We start from the raw sequence: 21,092 nt of genomic DNA, 5'->3' as shown, positions 1-21,092 counted from the left end.
GTGATGACGGTGTCCGCCCGGCGATCGGGCGGACACCGGGGGACCTTCCGAACCCCGCGCCGGCTCCCCGCCGTCAGACGGCGAAGACCTGTGCGTCGTCCGCGAACGCCTTGAACTCCAGCGCGTTGCCCGCCGGATCGAGCAGGAACATCGTCCACTGCTGACCCGGCCGCCCCTCGAAGCGGACGCAGGGCTCGATCACGAACGTCGTGCCCGCCGCCCGGAGGCGGTCCGCCAGCTCGTGGAACTCCGGCGGGGTCAGCAGCAGCCCGAAGTGCGGTACCGGCACGTCGTGTCCGTCGACCGCGTTGCGCACGCCCTCGGCGCGGCGGGGCGCCAGATGCGTCACGAACTGGTGGCCACGCAGATTCCAGTCCACCCACGTGTCCGCGCTGCGGCCCTCCGTCAGACCGAGTACGCCGCCGTAGAAGCGGCGCGCGGCGGCGAGGTCGTCGACGGGCATCGCGAGATGGAAACGCGGTATGCGGGAGTCGGGGGTGGTCATGGGGGTGTCGCCGCCCTTCGTCGCGGTCGTGCGGTGGTCTGTGGCCGTGCGGTGGCGTGGCGCCGTACTCCGCGTACTCCGCGTGTACGGCCCGTCCGGGAGTGCTGCCCGTTTCCCGCCCCGCCCACCCGCCCCGTCAGGCCGGTCTCTCCCGCACCACGTCCCTCGCCTCCTTGTCCTCCCGCAGCCCCAGGAAACGCGGATGGCGCAGCATCCCGTCCCTCGTCCACTCGGTGAACGCGATCTGGGCGACGAGCCGGGGCTCGGACCAGTGCGGAGCCCGCTCCTTCACCGCGTCCGCGAACGGCGACCGGGGCACCGCGGCCTCGTCGAGCCGCCGGCGCAGATCGACCAGCGTCGCCCGGTCGTACCCGGTCCCCACCTTGCCCGCGTACCGCAGCCGTCCGTCCTCGTAGTGACCGAGGAGCAGCGCGCCGAAGCCGACGCGGGAGCCGGACGGTTCCGTGTAGCCGCCGATGACGAACTCCTGCCCCTGCTCGCACTTGAGCTTCAGCCAGCCCGTCGAGCGCCGGGGCTCGTACCGGCCCGCGGCCCGTTTCACGATCAGTCCCTCCCAGCCGTCGGCGCACGCCCGGTCCAGCGACTCCTGACCGCCCGCGTTGCGGTGCGGGGTGAAGCGCAGCGGCGCCCGGTACGTCAGGGCTCTGCGCAGCAGCGACTTCCGTGAGCGCAGCGGGATCGCCGTGAGATCGGCGCCGTCCAGGCGCAGCAGATCGAACAGGTAGTACGTGACGGCCACCCCGCTGGCGCGGGCCCGGCGGGCGTCGCTGATCCCCATGCGCTGCTGGAGCCGGGCGAAGTCGGTACGGCCGTGGGCGAACGCGACGACCTCGCCGTCCACGGTGAAGTCCTCGCACTCCTGCGCGGCCAGGGCGTCCACGATCTCCGGATACGTGGCATTGAGCCGTCGTCCTGTGCGCGACAGCAGCCGTACGCCCGACGCGTCCCGGACGGCGAGTACCCGCACACCGTCCAGTTTGCGCTCGAAGATCCAGCCCTCGCCGAACACCCTCCGGTCGGTCAGGGTGGCGAGCATCGGCGAGGACGCCAGGAGGGCGCCCGACCGGTTGTGGTTGAGTCTGCGCCGCTCGTCCGCGGGCAGCGTGTCCAGGAGGCTGCTCATCGTGCCTCGCCTCTCTCCGTGGGGTCCGACCAACCGACCGGCTTTCGGAGAAGGCTCCCCGCGGGGGAGCGCCGAGTGCGCACACGACCAGGGCCGATCACCCGTTAGGGGACGTCCCCGCGCGGCCGGCGGGGACCCGTACGAGTTTCCGGGGTCAGCCCGTCGCGCATCCGTCCCGCAGCCGCCGCGAGGCACCGCACGTCGCCAGGCTGCACCATCTGCGCCGGCCACCGCTGTCGAGGAACAGCCAGCCGCACTCCTCGCCGGGACAGCGGCGCACCACGAGGCGGCGCGGATCCGCCAGCAGGTCGGCGGCGCTGCGGGCCGTCGCGAGGAGAGGGAGCCGCAGCCCGGCCGAGGGTGAGACATGCCAGCCGCCGAGACCGTCCTCGCCGCGGGTGAACACCGAGGACCTCGCCGCCGCTTCCGCCACACCCGCCACCGCTTCGAAGGCCTCCGCGTCGGCCGGATCCGTCAGACAGGCGTACAGGCGCGCCCGGAACTCACGGGCCTCGGCGAGTACGTGCGCCGCCTCGCCGGGTTCGCGGCGCGCCCGCGCGACCAGACGGGTGACGACATGGTCCCGAGCGAGACCGAGATGGCCGGCCCACACCGCCAGCGCGGCGTAGTCGCGCAGCCACTCCGCACCGGGCAGCTCCGGGCCGCCCCAGCCCGCGTACGTGTTGCAGAACTCCAGCGCCGGGTGGCCGCTGGTGTTCCACGGCAGCCAGTGGTCTCGGACCCGTACCGCGTACAGGGGAGCCGGCGGCCGGTCCAGGGACGGATCGCGGCGCAGGACGCGCTCGTGAAGGGCCGTCAGGTCCGGTCCCGGCTCGACGCCGAGCCGGGTGGAGAGCGCGTGGCGTGTGGCGCGGTAGAGGCGGACGGCCTCGGCCGCGCGGTCGGCGCGGTACAGGGCCGTCATCCGCGCGGCGACGATGCGCTCCCGTTCGGGATGATCGTCGGCGAGGTCCGTCAGATTCGCCGCGACGCGTTCGTGCAGCCCCATCGAGAGCTGCGTCTCGGCGCGCAGCTCGACGGTGGACAGCCGCAGCGCGTCCAGACGGCCGCCGAGCCGCTCGCGGAGCCGGTCGCCGGCCACGTCGGCGAGCAGCGGGCCCCGCCACAGCGCGAGGGCTCGGTCGCCGAGACGGATCCGCTCGGCGGGGTCCGTGGCGTCGGCGGCGGCGCGGGCCAGCGGGACGAAGTCCCCGGCGTCGACCTCGTACCCGCCCGTTTCCAGGAGATAGCCGCCGTGCCGGGTCTCGATGCGCGGTCCGCCCTCCGTACGCAGGGCGGCGCGCAGCCTTCCGACGTATGTGTGGACGGTGCCGCGCGCCGACGCGTTCGCCTCCCCGTCCCACAGCAGATCGATGAGCCGACCGGTCGTCACGACGTGCCCCGCGTCGAGCAGCAGGATCGACAGCAGACAGCGCTCCTGGCGGCGGCTGTGCGTCAGGAGCGGCCGGCCCTCGTGACGGGCCTCGAACGGTCCGAGCAGCTTGAACTTCATCGCGGAACAAGGGTAGTCCCGCGGGCGGGAGCGGCAAGCGGCCGTGGTGAGAACGTGGTCAGAGCCCGGCGGGACGCTGGTGCCCAGGCCGTGGACCACCACTTCACCGGGGAGAACTCTGTGCGAGGCATCGTCGTAGCGCTACTGGCCCTCACCACACCGCTGTTGGGGGCCGGGGCGCATCCCGCCCACGCGGCTTCCGGCACCGCGCGCAGCGGCTGGGAGCCCGCACCCTCCGCACCGTGGGACGCGCCCGCCGGTGTCCGGTGCGACGTCCCCATCCACACCGAGCCAGTCGTCGACGAGGTGGAGCGGCGGGTGGTGACGACCCATCCGGACGGCTCCCCGGAACGCGTCCTCTACCGGGGGGACCTGGTGGTCCGGATCACCAACACCGACACCGGGGCCTTCTACGACGCCGACGCGAGCGGCACGGCCGCCGTGGACCATCGCTCCGACGGCTCACAGTTCTGGTACGTGCTCGGCCCGGTGCTCGTGGGCGTCGCCGAGAACGGCGGCAATCTGGCGCGAGGTGTGTATCTGATCGACGGCGCGTACACCCTGGACATCAGCGCGGCCGGCTACAAGGACGTGACCATGGTCCACGGCTCGGTCGACGACCTCTGCGCGCGCGTCGACTGACGAAGCGCCGCAGCGTGGCGAGAGCCCGAACCCGGCGGCCGTCGGCAGCTCGCTACCCGCCCGGTCGGCCGATGGAGAATGAACGGCACGCGGACGCAAGGGGAGTTGGGCGAATTCGTGAGCTCGCGCCGAGCCAGGATCCAGCCCGAGGACGTCGGTTACGCCTCGGGATCCGGGCAGCGCAGGGTGCCGGGCCTGCGCCGGGAGGAGCTGGCGCATCTGGCGGGTGTGAGCGTCGACTACTACGTACGGCTGGAGCAGGGCCGCAATCACAGCCTGCGGCTGGACAGGGACGAGCGCGACCATCTGTTCCGGCTCGCCCGCCCGCACAAGAAGGGGGCCGGACAGATGGTCGCGGCCCCGCCGCGCCGGGCGCCGCCGTACGAGCGCAGGTGCGGCGGCTGCTCGACTGGATCAGCGCCCCGGCGCTCGCGAGATCGGTGGCCGCTACCCCGACCGCGACATGATCGCCCGCGAGGCCGTGGGGCATCCGCGGATCGCTGCTCGTCCACACCGCGGGGCCGGGGGCAGCGGAGGAGAAGGCCTCCCGGCGTCACCCGCCCGCGTCGTCTCCCCTCTCAGCCGGCGAACGGTGTGCCGGGGACCCCCTGACCCGCGTCCGGCAGGACGAGGAGCGAGCCGGTGAGGGGGTGGGGGGCGGCGACGCCGACGCGGGCGGTGGTGATGTAGAGGTCGCGCAGCTCCGGTCCGCCGAAGGCGCAGGAGGTGGGCCGGAGTACGGGCAGTTCGACAGTCCGGTCCAGCTCGCCGTCCGGTGTGTAGCGGCGGACCGCGGCGCCGTCCCACAGGGCGACCCAGACGCAGCCGTCCGCGTCGACCGTCAGCCCGTCCGGGTGCCCGGTGCCCGCTTCGATCGTCGCCAACGGGCCCTCGTCGACGAGGGGTTCACCGGGGGAGTGGGTGTCGGCGCGGAACCGGTCGATACGGCCGGTGGGGGTGTCGATGTAGTACATCGTCCGGCCGTCCGGACTCCAGCCCGTGCCGTTGCCGACGGTGACGGGCCGTGTGTCGGTGACGGTCCCCGAAGGCGCGTCCGGTGCGCCGAACGCGTCCGCCGTGACCCGGATCAGCGCCCCGCCGCCCGGTGTCTCGTCGTAGCGCATGCTGCCCGCCCAGAGCGCGCCGTCCGGCGCGACGGCCGCGTCGTTGCCCCGGCGGCCCGGCACCGGATCGCGTACCAGCCAGGAGAACTCGCCGCCGGGGCCGTACAGTCCGATGCCGTCACGGAGGTTGACCACCAGCCCGCCGCCGGCCCGGGGGAGCGCGGCACCGACGTGCTGCTCGGTGGCCATGACCGTACGGCGGCCGTCGGCCGGGTCGAAGGTGTGGATCCGCGCCGAGAGTATGTCCACCCACAGCAGCCGGCCGGTCGCCGGATCCCAGGTGGGCCCCTCGCCCAGCTTCGCCTCCGCCCGTACGGCGACCTCGATGCGGGGCCCGGTCATCGCTCCCCGCCCCTCTCGCCCGCCGCCCCCACCGACTGCCACGGGCCGGTGAGCGGGCGCTGTCCCTGGCCGCTCCGGCTCCAGTCGCACACCCCGCCGGGGAACGCCGCCCGCAACTGCCGGAGTTCGGCGCCGGTGAACGTCACCTCGTAGTCGGCCGGGTCCACCGCCTTGCGCCGGCACGCGATCACATCGTCGGCGAGCGGGGCTCCGGCGACCAGCCTCGGTGTCGGGAAGGCCGGGTAGAGCGCGCCGCACTCCCCGGGGCTGTCGTAGGCCAGGCGCTGCTCGATCTTGCGGGGCTCCGCGTCCCTGGTCCAGCACGCGTCGGTCAGCTCCGCCGGCTTGTGCGCCACGACGTCCCGCGCCGTCCACTCGGCCCGCGCCCCGGCGGACGTCAGCGACGTCAGCCACGCGTCCATCTCCGTGAGGGCGTACCGCAGCGCCGGGCTCTTGAGGCTGAAGCCGTGCCGGTTGTCCTCCGCGAGCATGACCTGGTTGTCCGCGTGGCCGTTCGCCGCGATCAGCCGGGCGCGGGTGGAGTACCCGTGCACCGCCATGTGTATGTCGCCCCCGGGCAGGTCGTCGGTGTAGGAGCGGTGGTCGATGACGGGTGTGGTGGCGAGACCGGCGCCGCCCCACAGGATGCGGCCCGTGCCGTACGCCGCCTCGGTCGCCGTGCGGTCGGCCGCCGTACGCCCCGTGGTGAACCCGGCGTCGCGGTCGATGCCCCCGACGCGGGAGTTGAGGTCGATGAACTGCCGCTTGTCGATCGCACCCTCGTTCAGCGCGTCGAGTCCGTACTGCACACCGACGTTGTCCAGCGGGCGCAGCGCGGCGCCGGTGCGCCGGTCGGTGCCGTACACGTTCACGGTGTGGTCGAAGACCGTGCCCCGAGCCCCGTCGGGGTTGGTGTCCGCGTCGTAGCGCTGGTCATCGGGCAGCGCGGCGGGGAACTCCGCGTCCGGGTCGAGGCGCTTCGCGCCGTCGCTCAGGTTCGGGATGCTCGCCCGCTCACGGAACCCGGCGACCGCGGTCTGCTGCTCGGCGCTGAACTCGTCCGGCGCGCTCACGGTGAAGTAGTGGTCGAGCAGCCGGGAGTCCAGCAGCGTGGTGTTGGTCGCGGACGTCACGTCCGGGAAGCTGCACCCGACGATGATGCCGTCGAGCAGACCGGGGTAGTTGTCGGCGGTCTGATGGCTCTGGTACGAGCCGCCGGAACATCCCCAGCCGATGGTGAAGCGGGGGACTCCGTACCGCTCCACGAAGTGCTCCTTGACCATCATCGTGGTCTCGGACGCCAGCAGGTCGTTGCAGTTGTTGCCGAAGACGTTGAGGGACGAGGAGGCCACCGCGTACCCACGGCCCAGCATCTCGGTGTCCAGTACGCCGCCGGTGTCCGAGCCCTGGGTGTACCAGCCGCCCCGGCACCCGCCGCCGAAGGTGTACATCAGCCGGCCGTTCCACCCCTCGGAGGGCCGCGCACGGGTCGGCTCTGGCGCGGCGGGGTCGGCCAGCATGGAGATCTGGTAGACGCCCCGGTTGAGCGTGCCGGTCTCGATACGGATGAGGAAGGGGACGCGCGCGCCGGTGCTCGTGGTGGTCGTCGCGAGGTCCGCCGGGCGGCTCGCGGGATCGGCCAGGGGTTTCACGCTCCCGTCCGTGGAGCGGTACGCGTGGTCGACCCGGGCCGCGACCGAGCAGTCCCCGTCCAGCGGCGGCCCCAGGGTGGAGCCGTCGACCAGCTTGAACGACTCCGTACCGCACACGAAGGGCCGCTCGTGCGGACCGCTGATGACCGGACCGGTCGAGGGGTGGTCGCGCACCTGGAGCGCCGCGCCCGCGCCGGGCCGGCCGGAGACGGTCGCGACGAGCCGGTTGCGGCCCTCGCGCAGGGACGTCACCAGGCCGGTCAGGCCGCCGGGCGCGGATCCGGCCGCCGAGAACGCGTCCGTGACGTCCGTGCCGTCGCGGGTGATCCGTACGTCGTCGGGGTCGAAGCGGGGCGGGACCTCGACACGTACGAGGACGTCACCGCCGGTGACCACACCCGGCCGGGTCGACAGGGTGTCGATGGTCAGCCGTTCGCCGCTGCCGGGCGGCTGCGCCGCGGCACTGGGCAGACAGGTCAGCAGCAGCGCGCCGGCCGCGAGCGCGGTGGCGAGGACGGACCGACGGGACACCGATGAACCCCCATGCTCTGTGGACCGGCGGGCACCGGTCCGTGGAAACGACGCGCACGTCCCGCACGCCCGCGCCGTACATGCGGACGCCCCGACGGACGCTCACGTCACTCCCCATCACTCCCGGACCCGCAGAATGGTTCATCCGGCGGAGTGCGGGGTCAAGACCGCCTCCCCGTACCCGCGGCTCGCCCACCGTTTGCGACGGGTGTACAAAGGGGGCATGCCCGGACGCGACGGCCGCCGGCGCTCGGTTCTGAAGATGAGAACAGTCGCAGGTCAGGTCTTTCTTCTTCAGGTGGCGATCGTCGTTCTGCTCGTCGCCGCCGCTTCCGCCGCGCTCGTGCTGCAGGGCAGCACCGACAGCGAGCGCGAGGCGCGCAACCGCTCCGTCGCCGTGGCCGAGACCTTCGCGAACTCCCCGGGCATCCAGGAGGCGCTGAAAAACCCCAATCCCGCCGAGGTCCTGCGCAGACCGGCCGAGCATGCCAGGGAGCGCTCCGGCGTCGACTTCATCGTCGTGCTCAACACCGACGGGGTCCGCTACACCCACCCGATCCCCGACCGGGTCGGCAAGAAGTTCGTCGGCAATCTCAAGCCCGCCCTCGAGGGGCGGGTCATCACCGAGAAGATCGTCGGCACCATCGGGCCCCTCGTACAGGCCGTCGTCCCCGTCTTCGACGCGAGCGGCAGGGTGATCGGGATGGTCTCGGCGGGGATCACCATCGAGCGCGTGAGCGCGGTCGTGGAGGACCATTTCCCGCTCCTGTTCGGCTCCGCCGCCGGTGTGCTGCTGCTGACGATGGGCGGCACGGCCCTGGTGAGCAGACGTCTGCGCCGCCAGACACGCGGACTGGGACCCGCCGAGATGACCCGTATGTACGAGCACCACGACGCGGTTCTGCACTCCGTACGCGAAGGGGTGCTCATCGCGGGCGGCGACGGCCGTCTGCTGCTCGCCAACGACGAGGCACGCAGACTGCTCGACCTGCCGACGGACGTCGAGGGCCGCTCGCTCGACGACCTGGGCCTGGACCCGGACACCGCGGCGCTGCTGGCCTCCGGCCGGACGGCGACCGACGAGGTCCACCCCGTCGGCGAGCGGCTGCTCGCCATCAGCCAGCGGCCCACGGACCAGGACGGCGGTCCGCCCGGCAGCGTGACCACCCTGCGTGACACCACCGAGCTCCAGACGCTCACGGGAAAGGCCGACCTGGCCCGGGGGCGCCTGAGCCTGTTGTACGAGGCCGGTACGGAGGTCGGTACGACCCTGGACGTGGTCCGCACCTGCGAGGAACTGACGGAGTTCGCCGCCGCCAACTTCGCCGACTTCGTGACCGTCGACGTCGTCGAGGCCGTCCTGCGGGGCGAGGAGCCGACCACCGTGGTGATGGCCATGCGCCGCACCGCCTCCAGCGGCCGCGACGAGGACACCTCGCTCTACCCGGTCGGCGAGCTGATCCACCTTCCCCCGTCGACCCCCGTGAGCGACGCCGTCCTGAACGGCGAGCCGATCCTGGTCCCGGATCTCGCCGCGTTCTCCGGCTGGCACAAGCAGCACCCCGAACGCGCCAGGAAGCTGGTGGCCGAAGAGGGCTTCCACTCGATGATCACCGTCCCGATGCGGGCGCGGGGCGTCACCCTCGGCGTCGTCACCTTCTGGCGGTCCGCGCAGCCCGAGGCGTTCGAGGGCGAGGACCTGTCCGTCGCCGAGGAGATGGTCGCCAGGGCGGCGGTCAGCGTCGACAACGCCCGCCGCTACACCCGCGAGCACACCATGGCCGTCACACTTCAGCGCAGCCTGCTCCCGCGCGGCCTCCCCGACCAGAACGCCATCGACGTCGCCTACCGGTATCTGCCCGCCAAGGCCGGACTCGGCGGACTCGGCGGCGTCGGCGGCGACTGGTTCGACATCATCCCGCTGCCCGGCGCCCGCGTCGCGCTCGTCGTCGGCGACGTCGTCGGCCACGGCCTGCACGCGGCCGCCACCATGGGCCGGCTGCGGACCGCGGTCCACAACTTCTCGACCCTGGACCTGCCGCCCGACGAACTGCTCTTCCACCTGGACGAACTGGTCGCCCGCATCGACCGGGACGAGGCCGTCGACGGAGCCGACGGCGCAGTCACCGGCGCCACCTGTCTGTACGCGATCTACGACCCGGTGTCCGGGACGTGCAGCATGTCGCGGGCGGGCCACCTCCAGCCCGTCGTCATCCACGACGACGGCACGTCGATGTTCGCCGACGTGCCCGGCGGCCCCCCGCTGGGGCTCGGCGGACTGCCCTTCGAGACCCTTGAGGTCCATCTGCCGGAGAACAGCATGCTGGCGCTGTACACCGACGGGCTCGTCGAGGACCGGCACCGCGACATCGACGAGGGCCTGAACCTGCTGCGCCGGACGCTCGCCGCCCAGGCCGACCGCACCCCGGACCAGGCGTGCGACGCGGTCCTCCAGGCGCTGCTGCCCGAGCACCCCCGGGACGACACCGCCCTGCTGGTCGCGCGCACACGCGTGCTGGACGGCGGTCATGTCGCCGACTGGGAGATCCCCGCCGACCCCGCCGCGGTGGGCAGGCTGCGGGCCGACGTCTCACACAAGCTGACGGAGTGGGGCCTGGTCGAGGAGGCGTTCACGACCGAGCTGATCCTCAGCGAACTGGTCACCAACGCGATCCGCTACGCCTCCGGGCCCATCCGGGTACGCATCATCCGCGACCGGAGCCTGATCTGCGAGGTCTCCGACCACAGCAGCACCTCGCCGCATCTGCGCCAGGCGGCCGGCACCGACGAGGGGGGCCGCGGACTCTTCCTCGTCGCCCAGTTCGCGGAGCGCTGGGGAACGCGCTACAGCGCCCAGGGCAAGGTCATCTGGACCGAGCAGGCACTCGGCGGCGTCGATCCCGCGATGTGACGGGGCCCCGTGCGCGGGGGGACGGCCAGGCGGTCTGTCAATTCGGATTCGGCCGTTCGGGAGCCGACGAGCGAGGTCCGTTCGGAGCCCATAGGCTTCGTGGGAGTGCGAATCAGGCACGAGTGAACTCCAACAGACGTGGTACCCGTCCGGCATACGTGGGCGAAGCACGGCCCCGTGAACGACATGCCCGCGTGTTCCATGCGCATCTCAGGTCGGCGCGTTCGTGGCCGGCACCGCTCAATCCGGCGCTGTCCGGGCCGGGAAGAGAAAGGGACTGGGTTATGGGGCTGCTGCCGACCGTACTGATATCCCTCGTGTTTCCGGTGTTGATGCTCTTTGTCATGGTGGCGCTCGGACGCATGGAGGAATTCCTGTTGCCGCATCTGCGGGCGCCACGGCCGGCCGAGGAAGAGAAGGACGCCCCGTCGGAGAATTCCCGGGCGGAGGACTCGCGGAAGGCGGACGCGGACCCCGCCACGGACGCGGACATCCCGGCGGAAGATCTCCACGCCGAGGAGATCCGCATCGCCCATGCCCGCGCCGACCTCGCCAAAGCGCGTGCCGAAGCCCTGCGCCGCTCCGCCCGTCGGCGTGCCTACGGGACCCCGCGCGCCGCCGGCCGCGGCAACACCGGCCCCCCGCGCGGCGCGCGGACGACCCCCCTGCGATTTCGATGAACCGGCGCGCCGTCGCACAGGCCCTGCTCCGCTCCCACGGCAGCACCTACGCCCGGGAAGCCGGCATCCGGCTGCGTGACACACCGCAGCCCCTCTACCAACTGCTGCTCCTCGCCCTCCTGTTGAGCGCCCCCATCCGGGCCGGCGTGGCCGTCGGCACGGCGCGCGCCCTCGACGAGGCGGGCCTGCGCAATCCGCGCCGGATGACCGAGGCGACCTGGCAGCAGCGCGTCGACGCCCTCGGCCGGGGCGGTTACCGCCGCTACGACGAGAGCACCGCCACCCGACTCGGCGACGGCGCCGAGCTGTTGATCCGGCGGTGGCACGGCGACCCACGCCGCATGCGCGCCGAGGCGGACGGCGACATCGCGGTGCTGCGCCGACTGCTCCAGGACCTGCCGGGGATCGGACCCGTCGGGGCGGACATCTTCCTGCGCGAGGCGCAGGCCGTCTGGCCCGAAGTGGCGCCGTACTTCGACACCAGGGCGCTGCGCGGCGCCGAACAACTGGGCCTCGGCACCGACACCGCGGCGCTCACCCGGCTCGCCGGGGACGCGGGCCCCGCCGCCCTTGCCGCCGCGCTGGTGCGCGCCTCGCTGGACCACGACATCGTCGAGGAGCTGAGTCCGTCCGGCGGCTGACACGCCCCCGGAAGACCGATCAGGGCCCGGCGGGGCCCGGCGTCGTCAGTACTCGCTGTCGATGCCCGTGACGAACGCCGCCCCCAGCGGCGCCTCGTCCTGCGAGTACCCGGCCTTGTCCAGCGCGGCGCCCGCCACCCGCTTCGCCTCCGTCTCGGCGCCCCGCTTGTTCTCCGCCTCGATCTCCAGCCGGATGCTGAAGGTGCCACCCTCGTTCACCGTCAGCATGTCCAGGTCCTCGGCCTCACCCAGAGCCGTGTGCTGCGGGTCCGCGGGCCGCAGCGCGCGCAGCAGTACGGCGCGCGAGTCCGCGTCGAGCGTGCGCAGGAAAGTGCCCGGGACGGTGATGACGTACGCGGTCATGCGAACTCCTGGCGTTGACGGCCCCCGCCGAGCGGGGTCAGGCTTCGCGCCTCTTTCTGTGCCTGCCCGGTTTTCCGCCGCGATCACCTCCCGGATCCGGATCACCGCCCGGATCTCCCCGGCGGATTCGCCACCGCCCGGCGATTCCGGGCCCTTTTTGGTAATCAAATTCCGGAGCGCCCGGATGAATCCGCGTGCATCGGTCCACATGGGCGGGGGAGGTTCCGGTTCCGGGCCCGGCGTTCATGTGGGATGCTGATGGCTCCGCATCCCCCTTCTCCTTGCCGAGGCACTATGCGCTGCGTCATCGCCCGCTTCCCCTTCGACCTGGTCAAGAGCGAGGTGCAGGCGGCGATGAAGGGCATCAAGCCCGAACCGATCACGGGCGAGTCCGTCGTGATCAGCCGCCGTACGTACCCGGTGAAGCAGGTGGGCGAGGTGATCACGCGCCAGGACCGCCGTGACTTCTCCGCCTCCGAGGTGACCCGCGCCCTGACCCGTCTCGGCTTCACCTGCCGCCCCGTCCCCGCCCCGGCGGCGGAGCCCAGCGCGCTGGAGACGGCGTCGACGATGCTCGGCACCCCCGCGCAGAGCTGAGCCGCGCGGACACGACGCACGGCGCACCACATACGGCGGGCCCCGTCACCGACCGGTGACGGGGCCCGCCGTATGTGGACCCGCTGGATCCGTGCGCTTACGCGGACCAGCTGCGCGACGACGACTGGCGCGCGCCGCCCGAGCGGCCCTGGGAGGCGCCGCTCCCCGACGGCCTCCGGCCCTGGGACGGACGGCCGCGGCCCCGGCTGCCCGAACCGCTCTTGGGGCGCTCCGAGACGGGGGTGGAGATGACCACGGGCACGCCCGAGGGTGCCTGGGCTCCGGTGATCCGGCTCAGCTCCGCCTCGCCGGAGCGGACCTGCGCGGTCTGCGGGACGATTCCCGCGTCGGCCATCAGCCGTGTCATGTCACGGCGCTGGTTGGGCAGGACGAGTGTGACGACGCTGCCCGACTCGCCGGCGCGGGCGGTACGCCCGCCGCGGTGCAGATAGTCCTTGTGGTCGCTCGGCGGGTCGACGTTCACGACGAGGTCGAGATTGTCGATGTGGATGCCGCGTGCCGCGACGTTCGTGGCCACGAGGACCGTGACGTGGCCCGTCTTGAACCGGGCGAGTGTCCGGGTGCGCTGCGGCTGGGACTTGCCGCCGTGCAGCGCGGCGGCGCGCACGCCGCTGTTGAGCAGGTGCTCGGTCAGCCGGTCGACGGCGTGCTTGGTGTCCAGGAACATCAGGACCCGGCCGTCGCGCGCCGCGATCTCCGTGGTGGTCGCGTACTTGTCGGCGTTCTGCACGTGCAGGACGTGGTGCTCCATGGTGGTGACCGTGCCGACGGCGGCGTCGACGGAGTGGACCACGGGGTCGTTCAGATAGCGGCGGACCAGCAGGTCCACATTGCGGTCCAGCGTCGCCGAGAACAGCATCCGCTGCCCGTCGGGCCGCACCTGGTCGAGCAGTCCGGTGACCTGCGGCATGAAGCCCATGTCGGCCATCTGGTCGGCCTCGTCGAGGACGGTGATGGCGACCCGGTCGAGCCGGCAGTCGCCGCGGTCGATGAGGTCCTTGAGCCGTCCGGGTGTCGCGACGACGACCTCGGCGCCGCCCCGCAGCGCGCCGGCCTGCCGGCCGATCGACATGCCGCCGACGACGGTGGCGAGCCGCAGCTTCAGCGCGCGGGAGTAGGGGGTGAGCGCGTCGGTGACCTGCTGGGCCAGCTCACGGGTGGGTACGAGAACGAGCGCCAGCGGCTGCTTGGGCTGGGCGCGCTGTCCGGCGGTGCGCACCAGGAGTGCGAGGCCGAAGGCGAGGGTCTTGCCGGAGCCGGTACGGCCCCGCCCGAGGACATCGCGGCCCGCGAGCGAGTTCGGGAGCGTCGCGGCCTGGATCGGGAACGGCTCGCTCACCCCGAGGCCGGTGAGCGTGGTCGTCACCGGCGACGGCATGTCCAGTTCGGCGAAGGACGCCACGGCGGGCAGGGCGGGCGTGACGGTGACCGGCAGGGCGAACTCGCCCTGTACGGCGGCGGGACGACGGCCGTAGGACCGGCCGGAGGAGCCCGGGCGGCCCGAACCGGACGACTGCGGGCGGAAGCGGCTGCCGCCACCGCCGGAGCCACCTGAGCGGGTGCGTGAGTATCGGTCGTTCGTGCGAGGCGTGCGGTTCATGCTGAACCTCTCTCGATGCGGCACGTATCGAGGAACTCTTGGGCAGAATGACCGCGCAAAGAATCGCAAGAACGAGCCGGGGGAAAACAAAACAGAGCCGCGCCGGGGCGTGAGACGCCGGAACCGGCACGTGGAAATGCTCGGAATCGACCGAGCGCAGGCGACCAGGTCGCCGGAGTACGGGGGCCCGGCGGTCCGGTGCGGGGCCGACATCGGTGGAAATTCGTCGGCCGGCCGTCAGGACAGCGAGGAGAAACCTGGTCCCGCGCCACACTCGAAGGTGTCACGCGCACCGGGCGGGCCCCGGAGAAAAAGCAACGTAGCCGGAGCCCGCACCGCAAGGTGCGGGCTCCGGCTACGTCTCGCGCATCGGCGTCAGGCGGGAACGATGTTCTCCGCCTGCGGGCCCTTCTGGCCCTGCGTGACGTCGAAGTTCACCTTCTGGCCCTCCTGGAGCTCACGGAAGCCCTGGGCGGCGATGTTCGAGTAGTGGGCGAAGACGTCGGCGCCGCCGCCGTCCTGCTCGATGAAGCCGAAACCCTTTTCCGAGTTGAACCACTTTACGGTGCCACTGGCCATTTTGATCTCCTTCAGGGCAATGCTGCCCGGGGGCCCGCACTGTGCGCACCCCGCGTCGCCTTTAGATGATTACCCCGTCCGGAAAAGCACCGGAAATACAAAAGCGCACTCACCGACACCTAAAGTTGGCGAGAGCACTTGAAGTCTTCGGGAACCACAACTGCAACTGATGTCCACAGTAGCACGGTGCATGCGATCGAGTACGGGACGTCTTGGCCGCCCGGGTCGCACACCGGAAAATCCGCCGGGCCGCCGGAGGAAATTTCCGCATCCGCGATCGGGAATATTCTCCGGGTCTTCACCCGGTGGCTACTCCCGGCGGCGTATACGCGCCCCGGCCGGGCCGTCTGGCGTTCGTGGTGTGAACCGGGTGATGACCTTCGAGCGCCTGCGCGCCCGCGCCGGAGAATTGCCGCCGCTCACCGCCGACCTGACGGTGGCGGCGGGCGTCGGTGTGTTCACCGCGTCCGACGCCGCCGTGAACGGCCCCGGGTACCGGCAGGCCGACTGGTGCACCTGGCTGCTGCTCGCCGTCTCGCTGCTGGCGCTGGTGCGCAGACGCCGGGAGCCGGTGGTCGTCGCCGTCATCACGGGGCCGCCTGCGCCGGCTGGGCACTGTACGGGCACATCGGTGAGCTGCTGAACCTGCCGGTGATCGTGGCGCTCTACACCGTGGCGGTCCTCGGCGACCGGCGGCGCACGGTACGGACCGGGATGGTGGCCGCCGCCGTCTCGGGCGCCGTGGCGCTGCGGGTGGGCCGTGAGGTGGTCAATCCGCAGGGACTGCCCCTCCTGGAGATGCTCTGGCCGCTCGTACCGCTGCTGCTGGGTGAAGTGGTGCGCACCCGGCGGGAGTTGCTGCGCGCCTACGAGGCCAGGGCCGCCCGCGCGGAGGAGGACCGCGAGCGGGAGGCGGCGCGCCGGGTGCGTGAGGAGCGCGTACACATCGCCCGCGAGCTGCACGACATCGTCGCCCACACGGTGACGGCGATGACCGTGCAGGCGGGCGTGGCGCTGGACGGGCTCGACATACGCCCGGAGGTGTCGAGGAAGGCGATGCGGCAGGTGCGCGACTCGGGCAGGGAAGCGGTCGGCGAACTGCGCGCCACGGTCACGGTGTTGCGCGAGAGGGACGACGAGCCGACGGCCCCGCTGCCCGGGATCGGCCGGCTCGGTGAACTGGCCGAACGGTTCGAGGGCGGCGGCGTCGAGTTGGTGATGCGGCAGGAGGGAGAGCTGGACGGGCTGCCGCCGATGGCCGAACTGGCCGTCCACCGCATCGTGCAGGAAGCCCTCACCAATGTCGTCCGGCACTCGGGCGCCCGGCGCGCCGCCGTCTCCGTCGTCCGCCACGGTGACCGGCTGACGGTGGAGATCGTGGACGACGGCGGGGCCGCCGGGGAACGGCGCGCCGAGGGCGCGGACGGTGAACGGGCCGGGCCCGGCGCCGGGTTCGGGCTCCTCGGCGTGCGGGAGCGCGCGGCGGCGGCCGGCGGCGAGGTGGAGTACGGCCCGGTGCCGGGCGGCGGCTTCCTCGTCCGCGCCTGGCTGCCCCTCGCACCGCGCCCCGGCCGGCGGGAGGGGCGGCCTCATGGGGTGTTCACGCCCTAAGGGGTGTAGACGTACGGGGTGGTCGTGCTCAGCTCCTCGAAGCCGAGCCGTCGCAGGATCGGACGGCTCCGGCTCGACGCGTCGACCTGCATGTAGCGGTAGCCCCGCTCGGCGGCCAGACGGGTGCGGAAGGCGACCAGCGCGCGGTAGAGACCCCGGCCGCGCCAGGCGGGGACGGTGCCGCCGCCCCACAGGCCGGCGAACTCCGGGCCGGCCGGCAGCTCCATCCGCGCCGCGCTCACCGGCACGTCACCGGCCATGGCGACAGCCGCCGTGACACTGCCGGGAGCGGCGGCGAGCTGGGCCGTCAGCCGCTCCAGGGTGTGGCTGCGGTCCGCGCCGAAAGCCTGCTCGTGGACCTCGGCCATCAGCTCCGCACCCGCCGCGTCGGTCACCGCGACCAGCCGCACCCCCTCGGGCAGCGCGACATCACGCGGCAGATCGGCGGTCTCGGCGACCATCAGCGTCTCCGCGGGCTCGGACGTGAACCCGGCCGCCACCAGCCGTCGGGGAAGGTCGTGGGGCGCGTCGTGGGAGTAGACCTTCCACTCGAACTCAAGGCCGAGGGAGGTGAAATGACGTATCTGCTCGCCGATCGCGGCATCCGCGGAGCCGGCGTCCAGGTCCGACCACAGGACACCGTTCCAGCCGCCGTCCGACTCCGCGCCGGGGCCGGTCGCCGTCTGGCGGACCACGGCGCCCACCCGCTCGACCACGGCCCCCGGTCCGTCGGCGGGCGCCTGCCTGCGCATCTGGCGGTCGAACAGCGCGCGTACCGCTTCATTGTCCATTCGCCCACTTCAGCGGCCCACCGCCCGCGCCGCAACAGGGTTTGCCGCCCACCGCCGGTCAGGCCGCCCTTCGGGTCTCGGTGAGGCGGGCGAAGGCGACGACGTTGCCCTGGTACCCGGTCTTCTCGGTGAACGGACCACCGCAGGTGATCAGGCGCAGTTCGGGCGCCCCCGTCGCCCGGTAGACGCTCTCGGCCGGGAAACCGTGCTTGGTGAAGGACTCGACCCCGTAGACGGTGAACACCGCCGTGGTGCCGTCGGCGCGTGTCACCTCGACGCGGCTGTCCTTGGCGAGACGGCCCAAGTCGTAGAAGACGGCGGGGCCTTGAGCGGTGTCGACATGCCCCACGATCACCGAGGTGCCCTGCTCGCCGGGGGTCACCGATCCCCGGAAGTGGCCCGCCAGTTCGGGCCGGCCGGCCGGTGGCGCGTCGATCCAGCCATCGGCGTCCAGCGACACCCGGGTCAGCGGCGCGTCGACCCGTACCGAGGGGATACGGAGCCGGGTCGCGGTGGAGCCCGGCAGCGGAGGGGCGGCCCTCGCCGCCGCTCCGGCGGGCCGGGGCACCGCGTCCGCTTCCCCGTCCCTCCCCGTGTCTCCTCCGGCGTCCCCTCCGCCGTCCCGCGCCGCGGACCCCGCTCCGGCGGGCTGCGGCGGGAGCACGAGCTGCCCCTCGGCGCTGATGCGCACCACGAAGACACCGACGAGCAGCAGCAGTACGACCATGGACCACCGGGAGGCCCGGAGCCTTTCCGTTTCCGTCATCACGCACCGTCCGGCGCCGGGGATGGACCCGTGGAACCGGCCGCGCGGCGAGGCACGGCCGGATCCAGGGGCGGGGACGTGGTCAGGAGCCGTTCACCGGCCGGCGGCGGAGGAGCCGGCCGGCGCCGCCGAGCGCGACCGCGATGACCGCGGCTCCGACCGCCAGCCCGGCCGTGTTCGGTCCACCGTCGGTGCTGCCGCCGATGCCGGCCTTCACACCCTTGTGCGCGGTGTCCCCGTGCGGCCGGGGCTCATGAGGCCGCTGGTCGGGGTGGACCGGGCGCTCCGAGTGCTCGGGACGCTCCGGGGGCTTCGGCCGGGGCGGCTCCCACGGTCCCGGCGGCTTGCCGGACTCGGCCGGCTTCTCGGGCTTGCCGGGCTTGCTGTGTTCACCGGGCTTCCTGTGCTCACCGGGCTCACCCGTTTTGATCATCAGTGGCAACGAGCGGATCTTTCCGTCGCAGTCGAAGGTGATCTCGTACTCCGCCTCCGGCTTCACGTCGTCGAAGATCCTGACCGACTTCGCCTCGCCCTCGTTGAGGGTGACGGTTTCGAACACCCCCGACGAGACGGTCACGGCCGGTACCCGGCACCCCTTGGTACGGAGCTCCACCTCGCCACCGGGTTCGATCGCCTCGGGGGAGACGCTGTACTCGAATTCGGCCCCGTCGCCCGCGAACGCGGGCCACCCCGCCCCGAGAACGAGAGCCGCGGCGCCCACGATCGCCGCCGAGGCCGTATCTATCCTGCGCATCGGATCTCCCACTCCTGATCGTCCGGTGATCGTCGGGGGCGGTACGGCGGGGACAGCCGAACGCACCGCACAGCTACCCCGACGCTAGAAGTGATGATTTGTCAGCGCACGCCGGGAGACCGTCACTGCCGCCACTCGGGTTACCGGAGGGGCACGCGGTCACGCGCCAGGCGGTCCCCGGCAATTCGCGGAAACCCGGTCGGTGGCGCACCGCGCGTGCCATGCTCGGTAAGCACTCTTACCGGTGACTCCGCCATGGGCGCGTGGCGTGAGCCAGGTCTGGCGTGATTCGGGGAGAGCGGATGGAGCCAACAGGTGACCCCGCGGGCGGTACGGACGATTCGGACGGCATCGACGGGGCCGGTGGTGCCCCTGGGGCGGAACCGGGTACCGGATCGGCGAGGCGGACCGCGCCGTCGGGCGGGGCGAGGCGGTGCCGCGCGACCACACCCTGGCGATGGTCGCCCTGATCGGCGCCATCAACGAGCTGATGGCGCACTGGGCCCGCAGCGGGGGAGCGGTCCCCGGGAACTCGTGGCGGACGAGATGATCCGGCATGTGCTCGGCACGATCGGCCACCCCACGGCACCGGGAGACGGTGCCGGCCGTGCGGACGAGGGAGCGTGACAGCATGAGCGGGCTCTGGCACCAGGTGATGCGGACCATGTCGCAGCCGGGCGCGTCGCCCGACGACGACATCCTGGCGCTGGCCGCCGCGGACATCGCCCTGCGCAACCATCCGGAACCACCCGCCGACGCCGATGTCGTCCTCGGCATCGCACGGTCCGAGTTCGCCGCCGTACTGACCGTGCGGCAGGCCAGGATCGCGCTCCAGCGGGCCCGCGAGATGGCCAGGGAGCACGCGCGGGACCAGCGGCGCACAGACGCGGGCCGGGCCCCCGAAGACCCGCCGGACAGGGCCTAACGGCAGCTCAGCGCTTTACGTCCGGGACAGGGCGGTGCGGCCGCTCGGTTAGCCTGAGTGGACGATGAACCGTTTGACGACGCCCTGGGGCGATCTCGACCTTGCCCGCTTTCCCGAGCAGCCCCGCGACACGCTGCGGGCCTGGGACGCGGCCGACGAGTATCTGCTGCGGCACCTCGCCGAGGCCGAGGCCGCCGCCGCGGACGACACCGCGACCGGAGCCGAGGCCGCCGCCGTGCGCGCCGGTGTGGATCTGTCCGGCAACGTGGTCGTCGTCGGCGACCGCTGGGGCGCGCTCGCCACCGCGCTCGCCGCCTACCTCCCCGTACAGATCACCGACTCGTACCTCGCTCAGCGGGCGACCCACGCCAACCTGCTGCGCAACGGCATCGACACCGACGCCGTACGCCTGCTCTCGGCGCGCGACACACCGCCCGAGCGGATCGACGTCCTGCTGATCCGGGTGCCCAAGAGCCTCTCCCTCCTGGAGGACCAGCTGCACCGGCTGGCGCCTGCCGTGCACCGGGGGACCACCGTGGTCGGCACCGGCAAGGTCACCGAGATCCACACCTCGACACTGAGACTCTTCGAGCAGATCCTCGGCCCGACCCGGACCTCGCTCGCGGTGAAGAAGGCGCGGCTGATCTTCTGCGCGCCGGCCGCCGAACACGCCCGCTCCCGCGCGACCGCCGGTGCCTGGCCGATCTCGTACACCGTGCCCGAAGACGCCGGCGCCGGCTCGGGCCTGACCGTCGTCAACCACGCCGGGATCTTCTGCGCGGAGCGCCTCGACATCGGCACGCGGTTCTTCCTGCGCAATCTGCCCGAGCGCCGCGGTCCGGAGCATGTCGTCGACCTCGGCTGCGGGAACGGCGTCCTCGGCACGGCCGTCGCCGTGGCCAACCCCGAGGCCCGGCTGACGTTCATCGACGAGTCCTTCTCGGCCGTGGCGTCCGCCGAGGCGACGTACGCCAAGAACGTCGACACCGCGAATCCGGCGCGGTTCGTCGTCGGGGACGGCCTGGCCACCGTGGCGGCGGGGTCGGCCGACCTCGTGCTCAACAATCCGCCGTTCCACAGCCATCAGGCGACCACCGACGCGACGGCCTTCCGGATGTTCACCGGATCGCGCGAGGCGCTGCGGCCCGGCGGCCAGCTGTGGGTGGTCGGCAACCGGCACCTCGGCTACCACACCAGACTGCGGCGGCTGTTCGGCAACTGCGACGTCATGGCGAGCGATCCGAAGTTCGTGGTCCTGCGGGCGGTTCGCCGCTGACCGGCCGTCGGATCCGGTGAAGATCGTGCGCGCGCACCGGGGCTGACCGGCCGGAACTCGCCATTCCCGGCTGCCTGTTCGGCACACTGGGCCTGTGACGTCACTGCCGCAACTTCCGTCCCAG

Annotated in this window: 20 protein-coding genes and 1 pseudogene; 10 read left to right on the top strand and 11 right to left on the bottom strand. The window is 72.5% G+C overall.

The window, feature by feature from the left end:
* Nucleotides 1-73: 73 nt before the first annotated feature.
* From SSPS47_RS01875 to SSPS47_RS01865, 3 genes are all read right to left on the bottom strand, one after another.
* Complete coding sequence (locus SSPS47_RS01875; RefSeq protein ID WP_164248137.1) at nt 74-505, bottom strand: VOC family protein; 432 nt, start codon at nt 503-505, stop codon at nt 74-76.
* Nucleotides 506-641: 136 nt separating this feature from the next.
* Entirely contained in the window at nt 642-1,649 is a 1,008-nt protein-coding gene (gene ligD / locus SSPS47_RS01870; RefSeq protein WP_164248134.1) for a non-homologous end-joining DNA ligase, read from the bottom strand.
* Between the two features lie 154 nt (nt 1,650-1,803).
* A complete protein-coding gene (locus SSPS47_RS01865; protein ID WP_164248131.1) occupies nt 1,804-3,162 on the bottom strand; it encodes a BTAD domain-containing putative transcriptional regulator in 1,359 nt (452 codons plus the stop codon).
* Nucleotides 3,163-3,282: 120 nt separating this feature from the next.
* Here SSPS47_RS01865 and SSPS47_RS01860 point away from each other — a divergent pair, with 120 nt between their 5' ends.
* Together SSPS47_RS01860 and SSPS47_RS01855 are read left to right on the top strand one after the other, a co-directional pair.
* A complete protein-coding gene (locus SSPS47_RS01860; protein ID WP_164248129.1) occupies nt 3,283-3,804 on the top strand; it encodes a hypothetical protein in 522 nt (173 codons plus the stop codon).
* Between the two features lie 78 nt (nt 3,805-3,882).
* A pseudogene (locus SSPS47_RS01855) lies at nt 3,883-4,131 on the top strand (helix-turn-helix transcriptional regulator); the annotation flags it as partial.
* A gap of 251 nt (nt 4,132-4,382) precedes the next feature.
* On the opposite strand, the gene SSPS47_RS01850 reads toward SSPS47_RS01855, so the two are convergent.
* Together SSPS47_RS01850 and SSPS47_RS01845 are read right to left on the bottom strand one after the other, a co-directional pair.
* Nucleotides 4,383-5,270, bottom strand: a complete 888-nt coding sequence (locus SSPS47_RS01850; protein ID WP_164248126.1) for an SMP-30/gluconolactonase/LRE family protein — start codon at nt 5,268-5,270, stop codon at nt 4,383-4,385.
* A complete protein-coding gene (locus tag SSPS47_RS01845) occupies nt 5,267-7,453 on the bottom strand; it encodes a DUF6351 family protein (RefSeq protein ID WP_164248123.1) in 2,187 nt (728 codons plus the stop codon). The genes SSPS47_RS01850 and SSPS47_RS01845 overlap by 4 nt, the downstream gene beginning before the upstream one ends.
* Nucleotides 7,454-7,676: 223 nt before the next feature.
* On the opposite strand from SSPS47_RS01845, the gene SSPS47_RS01840 reads away from it, so the two are divergent.
* The 3 genes from SSPS47_RS01840 to SSPS47_RS01830 all read left to right on the top strand — a co-directional run bounded on the left by SSPS47_RS01840 (nt 7,677) and on the right by SSPS47_RS01830 (nt 11,685).
* Nucleotides 7,677-10,364: a SpoIIE family protein phosphatase gene (locus tag SSPS47_RS01840; protein ID WP_164248119.1), complete on the top strand. Its 2,688-nt coding sequence runs from the start codon at nt 7,677-7,679 to the stop codon at nt 10,362-10,364.
* 284 nt (nt 10,365-10,648) lie between these two features.
* Nucleotides 10,649-11,044 (top strand): hypothetical protein, encoded by a 396-nt coding sequence (locus SSPS47_RS01835; RefSeq protein ID WP_164248116.1) that lies wholly within the window; start codon nt 10,649-10,651, stop codon nt 11,042-11,044.
* On the top strand, nt 11,041-11,685 hold the full coding sequence (locus SSPS47_RS01830; protein WP_164248113.1) for an endonuclease: 645 nt from the start codon (nt 11,041-11,043) through the stop codon (nt 11,683-11,685). The genes SSPS47_RS01835 and SSPS47_RS01830 overlap by 4 nt, the downstream gene beginning before the upstream one ends.
* A gap of 45 nt (nt 11,686-11,730) precedes the next feature.
* On the opposite strand, the gene SSPS47_RS01825 is transcribed toward SSPS47_RS01830, so the two are convergent.
* Nucleotides 11,731-12,048 carry a hypothetical protein gene (locus SSPS47_RS01825; RefSeq protein WP_147875602.1) on the bottom strand — a complete coding sequence of 106 codons (318 nt, stop codon included), beginning with the start codon at nt 12,046-12,048 and terminating at the stop codon, nt 11,731-11,733.
* 294 nt (nt 12,049-12,342) lie between these two features.
* On the opposite strand from SSPS47_RS01825, the gene SSPS47_RS01820 reads away from it, so the two are divergent.
* Complete coding sequence (locus SSPS47_RS01820) at nt 12,343-12,645, top strand: SCO5918 family protein (RefSeq protein WP_147875601.1); 303 nt, start codon at nt 12,343-12,345, stop codon at nt 12,643-12,645.
* A 97-nt stretch (nt 12,646-12,742) separates the two neighbouring features.
* On the opposite strand, the gene SSPS47_RS01815 is transcribed toward SSPS47_RS01820, so the two are convergent.
* The gene (locus SSPS47_RS01815) at nt 12,743-14,266 is read right to left on the bottom strand and encodes a DEAD/DEAH box helicase (RefSeq protein WP_164248110.1); all 1,524 of its coding nucleotides are present in this window, start codon (nt 14,264-14,266) and stop codon (nt 12,743-12,745) included.
* A gap of 375 nt (nt 14,267-14,641) precedes the next feature.
* Nucleotides 14,642-14,845, bottom strand: coding sequence for a cold-shock protein (locus SSPS47_RS01810; protein WP_023543603.1), 204 nt, complete (start codon nt 14,843-14,845; stop codon nt 14,642-14,644).
* 373 nt (nt 14,846-15,218) lie between these two features.
* Between SSPS47_RS01810 and SSPS47_RS35105 the strand changes: the two genes are divergently transcribed.
* Together SSPS47_RS35105 and SSPS47_RS01805 are read left to right on the top strand one after the other, a co-directional pair.
* On the top strand, nt 15,219-15,488 hold the full coding sequence (locus SSPS47_RS35105; RefSeq protein ID WP_239064733.1) for a hypothetical protein: 270 nt from the start codon (nt 15,219-15,221) through the stop codon (nt 15,486-15,488).
* Nucleotides 15,489-15,502: 14 nt separating this feature from the next.
* Nucleotides 15,503-16,456: a sensor histidine kinase gene (locus SSPS47_RS01805; RefSeq protein ID WP_239064732.1), complete on the top strand. Its 954-nt coding sequence runs from the start codon at nt 15,503-15,505 to the stop codon at nt 16,454-16,456.
* On the opposite strand, the gene SSPS47_RS01800 is transcribed toward SSPS47_RS01805, so the two are convergent.
* The 3 genes from SSPS47_RS01800 to SSPS47_RS01790 form a co-directional block, all read right to left on the bottom strand.
* The gene (locus tag SSPS47_RS01800; RefSeq protein ID WP_164248106.1) at nt 16,453-17,247 is read right to left on the bottom strand and encodes a GNAT family N-acetyltransferase; all 795 of its coding nucleotides are present in this window, start codon (nt 17,245-17,247) and stop codon (nt 16,453-16,455) included. The two genes, SSPS47_RS01805 and SSPS47_RS01800, sit on opposite strands and share 4 nt — an antisense overlap.
* Nucleotides 17,248-17,305: 58 nt before the next feature.
* Nucleotides 17,306-18,013: a class F sortase gene (locus tag SSPS47_RS01795; protein ID WP_239064731.1), complete on the bottom strand. Its 708-nt coding sequence runs from the start codon at nt 18,011-18,013 to the stop codon at nt 17,306-17,308.
* Nucleotides 18,014-18,095: 82 nt separating this feature from the next.
* A complete protein-coding gene (locus SSPS47_RS01790; protein ID WP_164248102.1) occupies nt 18,096-18,767 on the bottom strand; it encodes a hypothetical protein in 672 nt (223 codons plus the stop codon).
* A gap of 631 nt (nt 18,768-19,398) precedes the next feature.
* Between SSPS47_RS01790 and SSPS47_RS01785 the strand changes: the two genes are divergently transcribed.
* Complete coding sequence (locus SSPS47_RS01785) at nt 19,399-19,692, top strand: hypothetical protein (RefSeq protein WP_164248098.1); 294 nt, start codon at nt 19,399-19,401, stop codon at nt 19,690-19,692.
* Nucleotides 19,693-19,756: 64 nt separating this feature from the next.
* The gene (locus tag SSPS47_RS01780) at nt 19,757-20,968 is read left to right on the top strand and encodes a methyltransferase (RefSeq protein ID WP_164248096.1); all 1,212 of its coding nucleotides are present in this window, start codon (nt 19,757-19,759) and stop codon (nt 20,966-20,968) included.
* Nucleotides 20,969-21,092: the final 124 nt, after the last annotated feature.

The sequence above is a fragment of the Streptomyces sp. S4.7 genome (genome assembly GCF_010384365.1).
Lineage (GTDB): Bacteria > Actinomycetota > Actinomycetes > Streptomycetales > Streptomycetaceae > Streptomyces.
The sequence above is the reverse complement of the archived record's forward strand: the minus strand, read 5'-3'. Positions and strand labels throughout refer to the sequence as shown.